The 14,570-nt window shown below is 65.2% G+C and carries 12 protein-coding genes and 2 pseudogenes; 8 read left to right on the top strand and 6 right to left on the bottom strand.

Going from position 1 to position 14,570, the window contains the following annotated elements:
• Positions 1-146, top strand: a pseudogene (locus tag DFQ15_RS17905) (IS630 family transposase); the annotation flags it as partial.
• A 94-nt stretch (positions 147-240) separates the two neighbouring features.
• On the opposite strand, the gene DFQ15_RS12985 reads toward DFQ15_RS17905, so the two are convergent.
• Positions 241-1,995, bottom strand: a complete 1,755-nt coding sequence (locus DFQ15_RS12985) for a hypothetical protein (protein WP_110466377.1) — start codon at positions 1,993-1,995, stop codon at positions 241-243.
• 87 nt (positions 1,996-2,082) lie between these two features.
• Positions 2,083-2,220 (bottom strand): annotated as a pseudogene (locus DFQ15_RS17195) (ATP-binding protein); the annotation flags it as partial.
• 332 nt (positions 2,221-2,552) lie between these two features.
• Here DFQ15_RS17195 and DFQ15_RS12980 point away from each other — a divergent pair.
• From DFQ15_RS12980 to DFQ15_RS12965, 4 genes are all read left to right on the top strand, one after another.
• On the top strand, positions 2,553-3,290 hold the full coding sequence (locus DFQ15_RS12980; RefSeq protein WP_110466376.1) for a TorF family putative porin: 738 nt from the start codon (positions 2,553-2,555) through the stop codon (positions 3,288-3,290).
• Positions 3,291-3,321: 31 nt separating this feature from the next.
• Positions 3,322-3,660 carry a P-II family nitrogen regulator gene (gene glnK / locus DFQ15_RS12975; protein ID WP_055836791.1) on the top strand — a complete coding sequence of 113 codons (339 nt, stop codon included), beginning with the start codon at positions 3,322-3,324 and terminating at the stop codon, positions 3,658-3,660.
• Positions 3,661-3,693: 33 nt separating this feature from the next.
• The gene (gene amt / locus DFQ15_RS12970) at positions 3,694-5,262 is read left to right on the top strand and encodes an ammonium transporter (protein ID WP_110466375.1); all 1,569 of its coding nucleotides are present in this window, start codon (positions 3,694-3,696) and stop codon (positions 5,260-5,262) included.
• Between the two features lie 222 nt (positions 5,263-5,484).
• Positions 5,485-6,312, top strand: a complete 828-nt coding sequence (locus DFQ15_RS12965; protein ID WP_110466374.1) for a YoaK family protein — start codon at positions 5,485-5,487, stop codon at positions 6,310-6,312.
• Positions 6,313-6,363: 51 nt separating this feature from the next.
• Here the strand turns inward: DFQ15_RS12965 and DFQ15_RS12960 are convergent, their stop codons facing one another.
• The gene (locus tag DFQ15_RS12960; protein ID WP_110466373.1) at positions 6,364-6,729 is read right to left on the bottom strand and encodes a glyoxalase superfamily protein; all 366 of its coding nucleotides are present in this window, start codon (positions 6,727-6,729) and stop codon (positions 6,364-6,366) included.
• Positions 6,730-6,848: 119 nt separating this feature from the next.
• Here DFQ15_RS12960 and DFQ15_RS12955 point away from each other — a divergent pair, with 119 nt between their 5' ends.
• Both DFQ15_RS12955 and DFQ15_RS12950 read left to right on the top strand, forming a co-directional pair.
• Complete coding sequence (locus DFQ15_RS12955) at positions 6,849-7,805, top strand: ProQ/FINO family protein (RefSeq protein WP_110466372.1); 957 nt, start codon at positions 6,849-6,851, stop codon at positions 7,803-7,805.
• Positions 7,806-8,047: 242 nt separating this feature from the next.
• The gene (locus tag DFQ15_RS12950; RefSeq protein WP_110466371.1) at positions 8,048-10,747 is read left to right on the top strand and encodes an excinuclease ABC subunit UvrA; all 2,700 of its coding nucleotides are present in this window, start codon (positions 8,048-8,050) and stop codon (positions 10,745-10,747) included.
• A 9-nt stretch (positions 10,748-10,756) separates the two neighbouring features.
• Here the strand turns inward: DFQ15_RS12950 and DFQ15_RS17585 are convergent, their stop codons facing one another.
• The 3 genes from DFQ15_RS17585 to DFQ15_RS12940 are packed head-to-tail and all read right to left on the bottom strand — an operon-like array spanning position 10,757 to position 13,310.
• A complete protein-coding gene (locus tag DFQ15_RS17585) occupies positions 10,757-11,290 on the bottom strand; it encodes a XamI family restriction endonuclease (protein WP_199399877.1) in 534 nt (177 codons plus the stop codon).
• Complete coding sequence (locus DFQ15_RS18070; protein WP_199399876.1) at positions 11,284-11,667, bottom strand: XamI family restriction endonuclease; 384 nt, start codon at positions 11,665-11,667, stop codon at positions 11,284-11,286. The genes DFQ15_RS17585 and DFQ15_RS18070 overlap by 7 nt, the downstream gene beginning before the upstream one ends.
• Positions 11,664-13,310: an Eco57I restriction-modification methylase domain-containing protein gene (locus DFQ15_RS12940; protein ID WP_199399875.1), complete on the bottom strand. Its 1,647-nt coding sequence runs from the start codon at positions 13,308-13,310 to the stop codon at positions 11,664-11,666. The genes DFQ15_RS18070 and DFQ15_RS12940 overlap by 4 nt, the downstream gene beginning before the upstream one ends.
• Positions 13,311-13,574: 264 nt before the next feature.
• Here DFQ15_RS12940 and DFQ15_RS12935 point away from each other — a divergent pair, with 264 nt between their 5' ends.
• Positions 13,575-14,525: a histone deacetylase family protein gene (locus DFQ15_RS12935; protein WP_110466370.1), complete on the top strand. Its 951-nt coding sequence runs from the start codon at positions 13,575-13,577 to the stop codon at positions 14,523-14,525.
• Positions 14,526-14,570 lie beyond the last annotated feature (45 nt).

Below are 14,570 nucleotides of genomic sequence, written 5' to 3'. Positions count from 1 at the left end.
GCGTGGCCGATCTGGAGCGCTCCATCCGGCAATACATCGACCGACATAACGCCGACCCGAAACCTTTCATCTGGCACAAGAGCGCCGATACGATCCTCGCAAAGGTCGCTCGGGCTGCCCACAAACTTAGTTCGGCTTATTTTTGAGACACCACACTAGGGATGCCAGCGTTACCAGTGCTCTCGCCATGACGCACGAAGATAGTTTTCAATTTTTCCCTGCCGCGTGCGCAGCCCTAAGCTAGACAGACTTGAGGAGCGCGCGCGCGAGGGCGGCGGCGCGATCTTTTTTTGGATGGTTGATTTTTTTGAAGATCCAGTGTTTGTAGTGCGCCTTGGCCGCCCATCCATTGCTCGCGGCAACATCAACCATGAAGCCTTCAAGGTGCTCGCCAACGATCGCTTCGCCACTGTGCGCGCGAACGTGTTGAACCGCATATGCGTCAGCGCCTTTGCGCTCGAGCTCGATGAAGTAGTGCCAGCTCTGACCGATGTACAGCCGTGCAACGACATATGCGCGCGGCGAGGCACCGGGTAGGTCGGATACCAAGTGCCACGATCGATTGCCCCTGATAGCACGGGGAAGAAAATTGACGATTCCAGGGCCTGTCTCGCTTCGACGATAGCGCTGTGCAATCGCAATGGTCTCGGCCGCGTGGCCTTGCTCTCGCAGAATGTCTATTGCATCGAAGAATTCGCCAAGGGTGATCGGAATTTTTGGCGTTTCCTCAGGATGTAGATCGACTTCCACAACGCCGGCCGCGTTTGAGCCTGCCAGTCCGGTAGTCCCGGTGCCTGAAGCCTGGACGCCATCTGCGTTAGTTCGGCTCATACCGCTGTACTGCTGAACTTCCTTCGGCTCATCAATTCTTGTGAGACCTACTGCGGTGAAATCGCCGGCGGCTTCCAACGCCCACTTTTCCAGTTCTATGGAGGGATCGTCACCGGAATCGACAGGTTGATCGGGCTCTGGAAAATCCGGCTCGACCTTTGAGAGACCGGGCCATGCCTGCGGCAAGTCGGGATCGTTCGAGTTTTTTCCCTTCTTTGCGTTGTTCTTGCGCCCGATCACGAGGTTGTCAAAAGGCAGCCGCGTAGTCAGTTCGAGAATTTGCGTGACCAGAAATCCCCACTTTAGGGGGGCATCTTCGTCGCTCTGATTGTGGAACGGCAGGCGCTTTCCGAGCGCGACGAATTTGATGGGGTTGTCAAATGGAAAGCCGAGTTTCAGCTGAGGTAACGAGCTCTGTCTTGACCCTGCATGCTGATCAGCTCTTTCACGCACCAATTCGTTGCGCATCCTTGTGTACTCACGCCGCCCAGCCTCAGCGGCCTTTAGGTTGGCGATGGCCTTAGCCTCACCATCTCTGAAATCCTTGAAGAGTTCGACGTAGAACTTGCTGTCTTCGTCGTCGATGAATCCACTTGAGGGGTCGACGATTTTGTCGATTTCACCAAAGACCAGGCGCCGCACTGCTTTCGGCGAAGTCGCCATGCATTTTTGAAAAATGACCGTGGATGGCACGGCCACAAGTTCGTAACCAGTCGTCGGTGCATATGCGACGGCCAACCAAGAATTCGCAAGCGCCTGCGCAGCTTCGCTGCTGACGCGGTAGCGGCGAGACGCCATCAGCGGGTACCACTGGCCACCAACCAGAACCTTGCTGTTGAAGCGCATCAGTTCAAATGCAGCAGGATCCAGCTCAAAGGTCTCCTGCCGAGGCGTTATATCTGGAGGGATTTCCACCCCATCTCTCCAAACCGAGCCAAGCTTCAACAGCGATAGCTGCCCGACCTTTATGTGCGCGACCGCATGCCGGCGAGGCTCGGCCAGCGAGGGGTTCATTAAGGGATCGCCACCGCGCCTGTCGAGCTCAGATAAGAAGACCTGAATCTGCGGCTCGCTTTGCCTGGAAGTGGCATCCTGCAGACCACCTAAGTAGTCAAGCCTCCACGGATTTTGGTCGAATCGGAATTCTTGAAGTTGTGCTGCCATCCCTGCGGCTCTTTGCTGTTAGTCGCAGCTAATGTGCCTTGGTTGCATCGAATTTGAAAGAGTCGCGTCTACTGAGAAGACTTACACCCGCGCCTCCTTCACCTCCACGTCGGCCAGTCCCACCAGCGTGAAGCTGGGCAGGCCGTTGGCCAGGTGCACTTCCACCGTCACGGCGGCGGCGTCGAGGCCCTGAAGGGCACGGCTTTGGACGGTGGCGAGTGCCATCGGATTTCCTGTATGCAAAAACAGTGATTCTGCCTGTCGCAAAGGCGTCACCACCGCCTTTCAGCGGATTGCGACCGTTGCAGAAAGCAGATCGCCCTGCTTGTACTTGGCGGTGCATCCGAGCCTGCCTTGGTGCATGCACTCGTGTGGTGCTTTGACCCGTGGCGACCTGATGTTCGACACTTTCGATGCGCCTGCCCGGTGCATTTTTTTTCGCGGTCCGTAGACCCCGGTGGTACCTGCGGCGCCGGCATCGGTCACTGGCACGGTTCGTGCACTCGTCGCTGTGCCAATTTGTCACCGCCGTTCAAACCATTCGGAGAACAAGAGCCATGAAGAAAACCCTGCTTGCGATAGCTGCTGCCGCGGCTTCGGCCGCCGTTTTTGCGCAGACCGCGGCCGAGCCTGACTACACCCTGTCGTACAACGTGGGCGTGGTTTCCGACTACCGCTTCCGTGGCATCTCGCAATCGCGCCTGAAGCCGGCCCTGCAGGGCGGCATCGAATTCGCGCATGCAAGCGGTTTCTACCTGGGTTTCTGGGGCTCCACGATCCGCATCCTGGAAGATATTCCCGGCGGCAAAGGCCCGGCCGAGCTCAACTTCTACGGCGGCTACAAGGGCAAGGTCAACGAGGACTTCTCCTACGATGTCGGCCTGCTGCGCTACCAGTACCCCCGCGAGAACTTCGCCACCACTCCCAACACGACCGAGCTGTACGCCGCAGGCACCTGGAAGATGCTGACGGTCAAGTACTCGCACAGCCTGGGAAGGGAAACCTTCGGCGTGCCGGACAGTCGGGGCAGCGGCTATCTGGAAGCGGCTGCCGCGTTCGACCTGGGCGAAGGTTTCTCGCTCACGCCGCACGTCGGCCGCCAGTATTTCAAGGACAACGGCTACGCCTCGTACACCGATTATTCGCTGGCGCTCGGCAAGGATTTGGGCAACGGCCTCTCGCTGTCGGCCTCGGTCGTCGGCACCAACGCCGACAAGGTCTTCTACGCATCGGGCGCCAACGGCAAGTTCCTGGGCAAGACCGGTCTGGTGCTCGGCGCCAAGTACAGCTTCTAACTACGGAGCCACCCAACAGGACACAAGGCTTATGAAAATCGTCACCGCCATCATCAAACCCTTCAAGCTCGACGAAGTGCGCGAAGCACTCTCGGCCATCGGTGTGCAGGGCATCACCGTGACCGAGGTGAAGGGCTTCGGCCGCCAGAAGGGCCACACCGAACTCTACCGCGGCGCGGAATACGTCGTCGACTTCCTGCCGAAGGTCAAAATCGAGGCCGCCATCTCCGACGACCTGGTCGAGCGCGTGATCGAAGCCGTAGAGGGCGCCGCCCGCACCGGCAAGATCGGCGACGGCAAGATCTTCGTCCACAACCTCGAGCAGGTCGTGCGCATCCGTACCGGCGAGACCGGCCGCGAGGCGCTCTGACGCCGGCAGAATGCAGAAAGAAGACCCGACATCATGAAAAAATTGCTTGCCTCCCTGTTGCTGGGCATGAGCCTGCTGGCCGGTGGTTCGTTCGCCGTGGCGCAAACCGCCGCGACGCCGACCGCCGAAGCCGCCGCGCCCGCGTCCCCCGCTCCGGCCGCCGCGGCCCCGGCCGCCGCGGCCCCGGCCGCCGTCGTCGCGGCACCCGCGGCCACCCCGGCCGCCCCCGCCCCCGCCCCCGCACCCGCACCCGCGGCCGCCGGCCCCGTCCCCAACAAGGGCGACACCGGCTGGATGATGGTCTGTACTCTGCTGGTGCTGATGATGGCCGTCCCGGGCCTGGCACTGTTCTACGGCGGCCTGGTCCGCAGCAAGAACATGCTGTCGGTGCTGATGCAGGTCATGGTCACCTTCTCGCTGATCGTCGTGCTGTGGTTCATCTACGGCTACAGCTTGGCGTTCACCGAGGGCAACGCCTTCATCGGCGGGTTCGACCGGTTCTTCATGAAAGGCATCTGGGACAACACCGCCGGCACGTTCGCCAACGGAGCGACCTTCAGCAAGGGCGTGGCCATCCCGGAGATCGTGTTCGCGGCATTCCAGGCGACCTTCGCCGGCATCACCTGCGCGCTGATCGTCGGCTCCTTCGCCGAGCGGATCAAGTTCTCGGCGGTGCTGGTGTTCATGGCGATCTGGTTCACCTTCAGCTACCTGCCGATGGCCCACATGGTGTGGTTCTGGCAAGGTCCCGACGCCTACACCGGCAAGGAAGTGGTCGATTCGCTCAACGCGAAGGCCGGCCTGATCTGGCAGTGGGGCGCGCTCGACTTCGCCGGCGGCACCGTGGTGCACATCAACGCGGCCGTGGCCGGCCTGGTCGGCGCCTTCGTGGTCGGCAAGCGCATCGGCTACGGCAAGGAAGCCCTGACCCCGCACAGCCTGACGCTGACGATGGTCGGCGCCGCCCTGCTGTGGGTGGGCTGGTTCGGCTTCAACGCCGGCTCGGCGCTGGAAGCCAACGGCACGGCCGCACTGGCCTTCGTCAACACGATGCTGGCCACCGCCGCCGCCGTGCTGACCTGGTGCCTGGGCGAAGCGATGCTGCGCGGCAAGGCCTCGATGCTGGGCGCTGCGTCCGGCGCGGTGGCGGGCCTGGTGGCGATCACGCCGGCGGCCGGCAACGTCGGCATCGGCGGCGGTCTGGTGATCGGGTTGCTGGCGGGCTTCGCCGGCCTGTGGGGCGTGACCGGCCTGAAGAAGATGCTGGGCGCCGACGACTCGCTCGACGTGTTCGGCGTGCACGGCGTCTGCGGCATTCTGGGCGCGATCCTGACCGGCGTGTTCAACGCGCCGGCCCTGGGCGGCCCCGGCTACGTGGCCGACTGGGTCACGGCCACCGTCATCACCTCTGCCGACTACTCGATCGCGTCGCAGGTATGGGCGCAGTTGAAGGGCGTGTTGGTCACCGTCGTGTGGTCCGGTGTGGTGTCGTTCATCGCCTTCAAGGTGGTGGACCTGACCATCGGCCTGCGTGTCTCGGAAGAGTCCGAGCGCGAAGGTCTCGACATCACCTCCCACGGCGAAACCGCCTACAACCGCTGATGCTGCGGGCCGCTGGCACGGCCCTTGCAACGTTGCCACTGCTGCAGGAATTCTTGTAGCGAGAGTCTCCTTTGGATGTTGGGCCCGCAGCGATGCGGGCCTTTTTTTTGGGGGCGACGGGGAGGCTGCAAGAGGGCGGCGGCACCGGCGTACCGCGCGGCCCGTTTGCTACCCTGTCGTGCCGTCGCCACCCGCCGCGGCACCGCCCCTGGAGGAACCCGTTTGCGCCGCCTGCTCCACATCGCCGACCGCCACCGCACCCCCGCCACTACTCGGCTGCTCGGCTGGTTCCTGGCGTTCAACGCGGGCGCGGTGAACGCTGGCGGCGTGCTGGTGGTGCACATGTACACCTCGCACATGACCGGCTTCGCCTCGCAGGTGGCCGACAGCCTGGTGCTGGGGCACGGCGAGCTGCTGCTGAACGCGATCGGGGCGCTGTTGGCCTTCACCTGCGGCGCGGCCAGCACCGCGATCATCGTCAACTGGGCGCGGGTGCACCGGCTGCGCAGCGCCTACGCCCTGCCGCTGCTGCTCGAGGCCGGCCTGCTGCTGCCCTTCGGCCTGATGGGCGCGATCACGCTCACTTGGTCCACGCCCTTCGCGGTGCCGCTCACGGTGCTGTTGCTGTCCTTCATCATGGGGCTGCAGAACGCGCTCGGCACCAAGGCCTCGGCCGGCCTGGTGCGCAGTACCCACATGACCGGCAACGTGACCGACCTGGGCATCGAGCTGGGCAAGTTGCTCTACCACAACCGCAGCGGCACGCCGCCCGAAGCGCGGGTGCGCGCCAACCGGGCCCGGATACGGCTGCACGGCGGGCTGCTGCTGGCTTTCGTCGGCGGTGGACTGTTCGGCGCCGCCGGCTTCAAGTACGTGGGTTTCCTGTGGGTGGTGCCGCTGGCCGGGCTGCTGCTGACGCTGGCGCTGCCGCCCTTCCTGCACGACCTGCGCCGCCATACCCACCTGCGCACGCTTATGCTGGCATCGCGCGGCCGGCTGCAGCGTCTGTGGCAGCGGCCACCATCGCCGCCGACGCAGCCACCGAATTGAGCGGCCGCACCGGCAGGCCGGGACCGCCGGGCGTGCAGCGCCAATGGTGCCTCACAGGCTGTCGGCGGTGAAGACCAGCCGGTTGCCGAACGGGTCCTGGATCACCATGTCGTGCGAGCCCCAGGGCGTCGCCTCGATCCCGGGACGGGCATAGGCATACGACCTGGCGGCCAGCTCGGCATGCAGCCCGGCCAGGCCGGCCGTCGCGATCCGCAGCGCGGCACCGGGGCAGGCATCGCCGTGGTGCTCGGTCAGATGCAGCACGCAGCCGTCGCGCGCGATCTGCAGGTACAGCGGAAAGCCCGGCTCGAAGCGGTGCTCCCGATTCACCCGGAAGCCCAGATAGTCGAGGTAGAACGCGCGGGCCTTCGCTTCGTCGAAGATCCGCAGCAGAGGAATCGGGGCCTGGAGTTGCATCCCCGGATTGTGGCGCGCACGGCACCCGCCACGGGCACCGCCAGGGCGCCTCCGGGCGCCGATTCGGTGCAGGACCATATCGCTGGCATGATCGCGAATTCGCCCTTTTGCTCCATGCCATGACAGATTCCGTGCCCGACGCAGCCGCCGCTCCCGCAGAACAGGTGGTTTCCCCCGCCGTGCAGGACCCCCGCTCCCGCGCCCCGCAATCCCGGCGACCCGCCGACAAACGCCGTTCGCAACAGGGCGGCGGCGGCCGTGGGCCGGGCCGGCGCCCCGCGGCCGGCAGCGGCAACGCCTCGGGGCCGTCGCGCGCGCCGCATCCGGCGCTGGAGCAGCTGGCCGGCTTCTATCCGCAGCTGTTCGGCGCGGTGTTCCGACCGCTCAAGCGCGGCATCTTCCAGGACCTGCTGGCCGCGCATCCCGACGTGTTCGAGCGCGAAGCCCTCAAGACCGCGCTCGGCCTGCACACCCGTTCCACCCGCTACCTGCAGAGCGTGGCCGCGGGCGATGCGCGCCGCGACCTGCAGGGTGCGGTGGTGGAAGACCTGGCGCCCGAGCATGTGCACCACGCCCTGGTCGAACTCTGGCGCCGCCGCGAAGGCCGCACGCCCGAAGCCGACCGCCCCGCGCTGCGGGCCCAGTGGCGCGACCGCATGGTGCAGGCCTTCGAAGCCTCGGGCCTGACCCGCGAGGACTATGCCGAACGGGTGCGCACCCGCAACGAAGCCGCCACCGGCCTGCTCGACGAAGCCCTGGCCGAAGCCGGCGCCCGCGCCGCCAAGGACGAGGCCCTGCTGCGTGCTTTCGAATCCGGCAGCGCGACCGTCGAGGCCTTCGCCGACATGTACGGCCTGGACCCGCGCCAGGCCGGCCCGCTGCTGGAACGTGCCCGCAGGCGCCGTTCGGCCGCAGTTGCCGCTGCCGCCCATGCCCGGCCCGTTCCAGAAGGCGCCGCTGGCGGTACGCCAGCGTCGGAGGCGGCCGAGGTGACCGGGTCCGCGGCGCCGCGAGAAACTTCCGTCGACAGCGGCGATGCGCCGGCGACGGACCGGCCCGGGCACGACCAGCACTGAATCCGACGTCGCTCCGCGTAAGAGGGGGCGGCATCCACCCGCCGTCGGCCGGCCCCACCACCGAGAACGCAGAGAGCACGCAGGCCGGGAGGGTTGGCGATGCCCCCCGGATGTGGGCGACGGCGTTCGCGGCCCTCGGCAGCCGCCTTGAGCGGCCCAGGCCGACAGGCGTGTCGCGCGCCGTCCGACCGCGGTAGGGCCCGCGTGCGTCGACCCTGAAGGACCCAGCGACAGGAGACCCCATGGCCGCATCCGCGCCACTGTCGGCCGCACCCCGCGCCGGCTTCGTCAGCGTGCGCGGCGCGCGCGAGCACAACCTGCAGAACGTCGACGTCGACATCCCGCGCGACGCGCTGGTGGTGTTCACCGGCGTCTCGGGCTCGGGCAAGTCGTCGCTCGCCTTCGGCACGCTGTACGCCGAGGCGCAGCGGCGCTACTTCGAATCGGTCGCGCCCTATGCGCGGCGGCTGATCGACCAGGTGGGCGTGCCGCAGGTCGACCGGATCGACGGCCTGCCGCCCGCCGTCGCCCTGCAGCAGCAGCGCGGCACGCCCACCGCGCGCTCCTCGGTCGGCAGCGTCACCACCATCGGCAGCCTGGTGCGGATGCTGTATTCCCGCGCGGGCCGCTACCCGCCCGACCAGCCGATGCTCTACGCCGAGGATTTCTCGCCCAACACCGCCGAGGGCGCCTGCCCCGAATGCCACGGCCTGGGCCGCATCTACGCGGTGACCGAGCAGTCGATGGTGCCGGACCCGACCCGCACCATCCGCGAGCGCGCCGTCGCCGCCTGGCCCACCGCCTGGCAGGGCCAGAACCTGCGCGACATCCTCACCACCCTGGGCCACGACGTCGACCTGCCCTGGCAGGACCTGCCGAAGAAGACCCGCGACTGGATCCTCTTCACCGACGAGCAGCCGACCGTGCCGGTCTACGCCGGCTTCGACCGCGCCGAGGTGCGCGCGGCCGTCAATGCCAAGATGGCGCCGAGCTACATGGGCACCTTCACCGGCGCCCGGCGCTACGTGCTGCAGACCTTCGCCACCAGCCAGAGCGCGCTGATGAAAAAGCGGGTGTCGCAGTTCATGGTCGGCACCGTCTGCCCGGTGTGCGAGGGCAAGCGCCTGAAGCGCGCCGCGCTGTCGGTCACCTTCTGCGGCCACGACATCGGCGCGCTGCAGCAGATGCCGCTCGACGCCCTGGCCGAGGTGCTGCAGCCCGCCGCCGAAGGCCGATTCGCCGACGAGGACGCGGTGCGGGCACAAGGCGCCGGCACCCGCTCCAAGGCCGCGCACCGCGCGCATACCGACAAGCGCGTGGCCGCCGGCGGCGCCTCCCATGCCGCCGCGCCCGACGTGCGCCGCACGCCGCACCTCTCGCCCGAGAAACGCATCGCCGCCCAGCGCATCGCAGGCGAGCTGCTCGGCCGGGTGCGGCAGCTCACCGACCTGGGGCTCGGGTACCTCTCGCTCGACCGGGCCACGCCGACGCTCTCGCCCGGCGAGCTGCAGCGGCTGCGGCTGGCGACGCAACTGGCCTCGCAGCTCTTCGGCGTGGTCTATGTGCTCGACGAGCCGTCGGCCGGCCTGCACCCGGCCGACGGCGAGGCGCTGCTGACCGCGCTGCAGCGGCTGAAGGCGGCCGGCAATTCGCTCTTCGTGGTCGAGCACGACATCGCCACCATGCGCCGGGCCGACTGGCTGGTCGACGTCGGTCCAGAGGCGGGCTCGCGCGGCGGGCGTGTGCTCTACAGCGGCCCGCCTGCGGGGTTGGCGGAGGTGGCCGAATCGCAGACACGGCGCTATCTTTTCGATAGCGAGAGGTCGGCGTCCCGAGCTGTGCTGGCCCCCGAAGAGTGGTTGACGGTGGAAGGCGTCACCCGCCACAACCTGCGCGGTGTGGACGCGGCCTTCCCGCTGGGCCGCCTCACGGCGGTGACCGGCGTGTCGGGCTCGGGCAAGTCCAGCCTGGTCAGCCAGGCGCTGCTGGAGCTGGTCGCCGCGGCCCTGGGCCAGCCGGTGGTCACGGACGCGCCGGCCGACGACGGCCCGCCCGATGCCGCCGCCGGCGACGACGACCCCGGTGCCGGCAGCGGCCTCAGCGTGCCTGCCGAGCGCACGGCGGGCCGCATCGCGGGCGGCATGGAGCGCATCCGCCGGCTGGTGCAGGTCGACCAGAAGCCGATCGGTCGCACCCCGCGCTCCAACCTCGCCACCTACACCGGTCTGTTCGACGCGGTGCGCAAGCTCTTCGCCACCACGCCCGACGCGCGGCGGCGCCGCTACGACGCCGGCCGCTTCTCGTTCAACGTGGCCAAGGGCCGCTGCCCGACCTGCGAGGGCGAGGGCTTCGTCAGCGTCGAGCTGCTGTTCCTGCGCAGCGTCTACGCGCCGTGCCCCGCCTGCCACGGCGCCCGCTACAACCCCGAGACGCTGCGCATCGCCTGGAACGGCCTGACCATCGCCGACGTGCTGGGCCTGACGGTGGAAGCCGCCTGCGACGCCTTCGCCGACGAGCCCGCCGTGCTGCGCCCGCTGGCGGTGCTGCGCGACATCGGCCTGGGCTACCTGCGCCTGGGCCAGCCCGCGACGGAACTCAGCGGTGGCGAGGCCCAACGGATCAAGCTGGCCACCGAGCTGCAGCGCACCCAGAAGGGCGACACCCTCTACGTGCTGGACGAGCCCACCACCGGCCTGCACCCGGCCGACGTCGACCGCCTGCTGCTGCAGCTCGACCGGCTGGTGCGGGCCGGCAACACGGTGGTGGTGGTCGAGCACGAGATGCGCGTGGTGGCCGCGGCCGACTGGGTGATCGACATCGGCCCCGGCGCAGGCGACGCGGGCGGCCGCATCGTCGCCTGCGGCACGCCGCGGCAGGTGGCCGCGGCCGAGGGCAGCCGCACCGCGCCCTACCTGGCGGAGGCTTTGCCGCTTCGAGCTTGACAGATGCGATTACGGACGCGTGTGGTGAATCCAGTCGGTCAAACAATCGAGGTCATGGGCCCAGAACAACGACAGGCCCCGACGCTGCGCATCTTCTAAATTGTGCAATTTGTAGACACCACTCAGCACTGCAGAAGGAACAACCTGACGCGTGCCGAAATCCTCGCGCCATGCTTCGGCCTTTGCTGCGGCATCGTTGTTCAAGCGTTTGACAGAATTGGTGGAGGAGTTGGACACTTTGCATTCGATAGCCAATACCCGGCGGTCCCACAATCCCACCAAAACATCTGCTTTGCGGCCGCCCAGATCACTTTCAGCACAGAATTGTCCTGGTGCGGGCGCATCTCCCAGCACATGTACCCTTCTTGACCGCACTTGTTCAAATCCCATGATTTTTAAAGAGGCATGCACAGCCGCCTCTTGCTCTTGTTTGCCATCGCTACGGCGGCCTGTCTCCAGGCGACGTGTGGCGATCAGTGCCGCCGACGCAATCACCGCAGCTTGTCTCTCTGTCTCGGTTGGCTCACGTTGTTGCACTACCACGGAAATCGGCGGCGATCCAGGCCGCTCAAAACCATTTGGCGAATACGGGTGACCATCGCGGAATCGCGCTCCAAGCGCTGCTTGGAAAAAACTGCTTCGGCCACTACCTTGAGATCGTCGCTTGATATCGGCGGACCGGCAAGATACCGAAAGGCTTCCATCAATTTGGGCGCGGTCAGAACATGGACAAGGTTACTGTCGAGGTCTGATAGGTCAACAGTTGATTCCAACAAATCTTCTACAACACCTTGGTACTCATCAAAATGTGCGAGATATTGCTCTAGTGGCTCTTCCATCCGACGATTGCGAAATATGAAGACTGCTTCCAGTCTTTTCAGCTCAAGCTGTTCTGCAGTCCATACAGGTGGTTGGCTCATGCGCCGATCTCTTTGAGAAGATTCGGCGACGGGACATATAAGCGTTCCATTTCACCGGGCTCGAACTTGGTAAGGCCGCCCGCATAAGTTCGTCCGTCAAGCACGCTTATGCCAGTACACAGATAGTTGACTAAGTTGCGCATCTGAATCTCGGAAAGATTTTCACGAGGGTAGAGTCCATGCGCAATATTGATGTGGCGTACCGCTGCGGCATTGCGCACGAACGTAGGCGCGCTACGTGCCATGTAGGTTGCGAGGATTGGAGCGGGGGCACGCATGCCGACCGACCACCACGCACGCCTGTTGCGTGCGACGTAACCTTGGTGGGCTCCATGGGATCGCGCCGCCGCAAGAAAGCGCTCTACGCCTGAACGTTCCTGCGCATCAAGCAATTCGAGATCGTCTGGAAGATCAACAACACATCGCAAAGACGAGGCGTCTGCCAACACGCGCCCCGCAGCAATCAACTCACGTGCTTTCGTAATGCTTCGCAACTTGTAGCGATCGGGTACTCCAGTTGCATCGGAGTTAGAAATGAACACGGCGTTTGCACCCGTCACTGTTCCACGGTGAACTCGACAAAGCTCCCCAAGCTCGACAAAGCCGTCGGGGTAGGCACGTTCTGCATGAGTAAGACGAGACCATCGCGATTCGGCTACCAATCTTTCCCGGCGAACTGCTTTGCCTCCACTTAAATTGACCAAATCTTTCATGCTCTTAACCCGCCGCAATCGCATGGAAGAAGCTTGGGAGCCAATTTGGAAGGTCGTTATTGCGGCGGTGGTGGCAGCATCTGGAAAGGGCTCTGCAGTAGGCTCGACGATAACGATGCCTTTGCCTCCCAACGGCCCCAGAAAAAGTTCGCGTAGTACTTGGCCGTAATTCACATCCAACCATTCGGCAGCCGTGATAAACGCACCAACATCTCCGGTCTTTGCGCGAAGAACCGTTGCAAGAAAGAAGTAAACGTGCAGTCCTGCCAATTGACTAGCCTTCAATTGGTAACGTGCAGCCGACTCAACCAGCCACTTTTTCCACACTGAATCTATTAAATGATGGCGAACATATGGGGGATTGCCAATGAATAAAGTCCTGCCCTCAAATGGCGCAGCAGGTACTCGGTAATCCAGCATATCAACACGCGCGCGCCCAGAAAATCCGAACACGGCCAAGTTGGCACGTGCCATGAGCGCAGCAAGCGGGTCGGTTTCCAAACCTAGGAGGTTCGTATTTGGGAAGGTTGCCCCGGCTACACACAGAAAGCGGGCCGAACCGACCCCCGGGTCAACTACCCGGTCCGGTGATGGTTGCGCCGCTGCCCAAGCCATCATTGCGTGCACGATTCCGGTTGGCGTATAAGTTGCGCCAGACTCGCGTCGCAAATCTGGACTGCGTAGCCGCGAAAACGCCAAGCCCAAAGGATCTTTTCCCGCAAGGATTTCTTTGCGGAGTGAAGCTACAAGCGATTTCGTTGTGGTGGGCACTCGACTGAAAAGATGTTTCTCTGTATCAGATAGCCCATCGACATCTGCTGCACCTAGCGCGAATGCTGCAGATACCAATGACGATTCGGAAATGAGTGCATCTGCGGCGCTAGAGTCGCCGCAAAAAAGTTCCGTTTGTTTAGGGTTAGTTTGTTTCATGTCATCACCCCATCGGCTCTTGCACCAGCACTGGTTAAAACTGTATAAATGTACAGTATTCCTCTTCGCCTACTACTCGTAGCACGGCATGCACTTGCTCAACCATGGAAAGTGGTAGCGGACTCCCGACATTCAGAACCACTCTGTTCGGTTGCTATCAATAGCATAGCTTGAAACCATTGGAAATACAGAGCTTCAGGCATTTTTGCAGACAACTATACCTTGCACACGTCGAACGCACAGTGCCGGCACAATCGCCGGCCCATGCACGTCTACTACGCCGACCATTTCGTCTTGCCGCTGCCGGCCGGCCACCGGTTCCCGATGAGCAAGTACGGCGCGCTGCGTGACCGGCTGGTCGCCACCTGGCCCGAGGCGATCCGGCTGCAGGAAGCGCCCGAGGCCACCACCGGCCAGCTGGCGATGGCGCACACGCCGGCCTACATCGCCGCGGTCGCAGACGGCAGCCTGACCGCCGCGCAGCAGCGCGAGATCGGATTTCCCTGGTCGCCAGCGATGGCGGCCCGCGCGCGGCGCTCGGTCGGTGCCACGCTGGCCGCGCTGCGCATCGCCCGGCACGAAGGCGTGGCCGCCAACATCGCCGGCGGCACCCACCACGCCACCGCCGACCGGGGCGGCGGCTTCTGCGTCTTCAACGACATGGCGGTCGCAGCCCGGGTGGTGCAGGCCGAATGGGGCCGCACCCGCCGCCGCGCCTGCCAGGTGGCGGTGATCGACCTGGACGTGCACCAGGGCAACGGCACCGCGAAGATCTGCCGCAGCGACCCGACCCTCTTCACCCTGTCGCTGCACGGCGCGCGCAACTACCCGTTCCAGAAAGAGCCGGGCGATCTCGACGTGGAACTGCCCGACGGCTGCGAGGACGGCGACTACCTGCGGGCGCTCGACACCGCGCTGGCGGTGCTGGACGACCATTTCGTGCCCGACCTGGTGCTGTACCTGGCCGGCGCCGACCCGCACGAGGGCGACCGCCTGGGCCGGCTGCGCCTCACCGATGCCGGCATGCGGGCGCGCGACCGCCGGGTGTTCGACTGGGCCTGGCAGCGCCGCCTGCCGCTCGCCTTCGCCATGGGCGGCGGATACGGCCGCGACATGGAGAGCACGCTGCGGGTGCAGATGCAGACCTACGAGGAAGCACTGGCCGCGCACGCCCGCTGGACCGGGGCGGCCGCAGCTGCGGCCCCGCGCGCTTGAAGATCCGTCCGGCCACCCCGCTGCAGGGTTGCGCAACCTGCAAAG

Origin of the sequence: Xylophilus ampelinus, assembly GCF_003217575.1 — a bacterium.
Classification (GTDB): Bacteria; Pseudomonadota; Gammaproteobacteria; order Burkholderiales; family Burkholderiaceae_C; genus Xylophilus; species Xylophilus ampelinus.
This window is presented reverse-complemented; position numbering and strand designations above follow the sequence as displayed.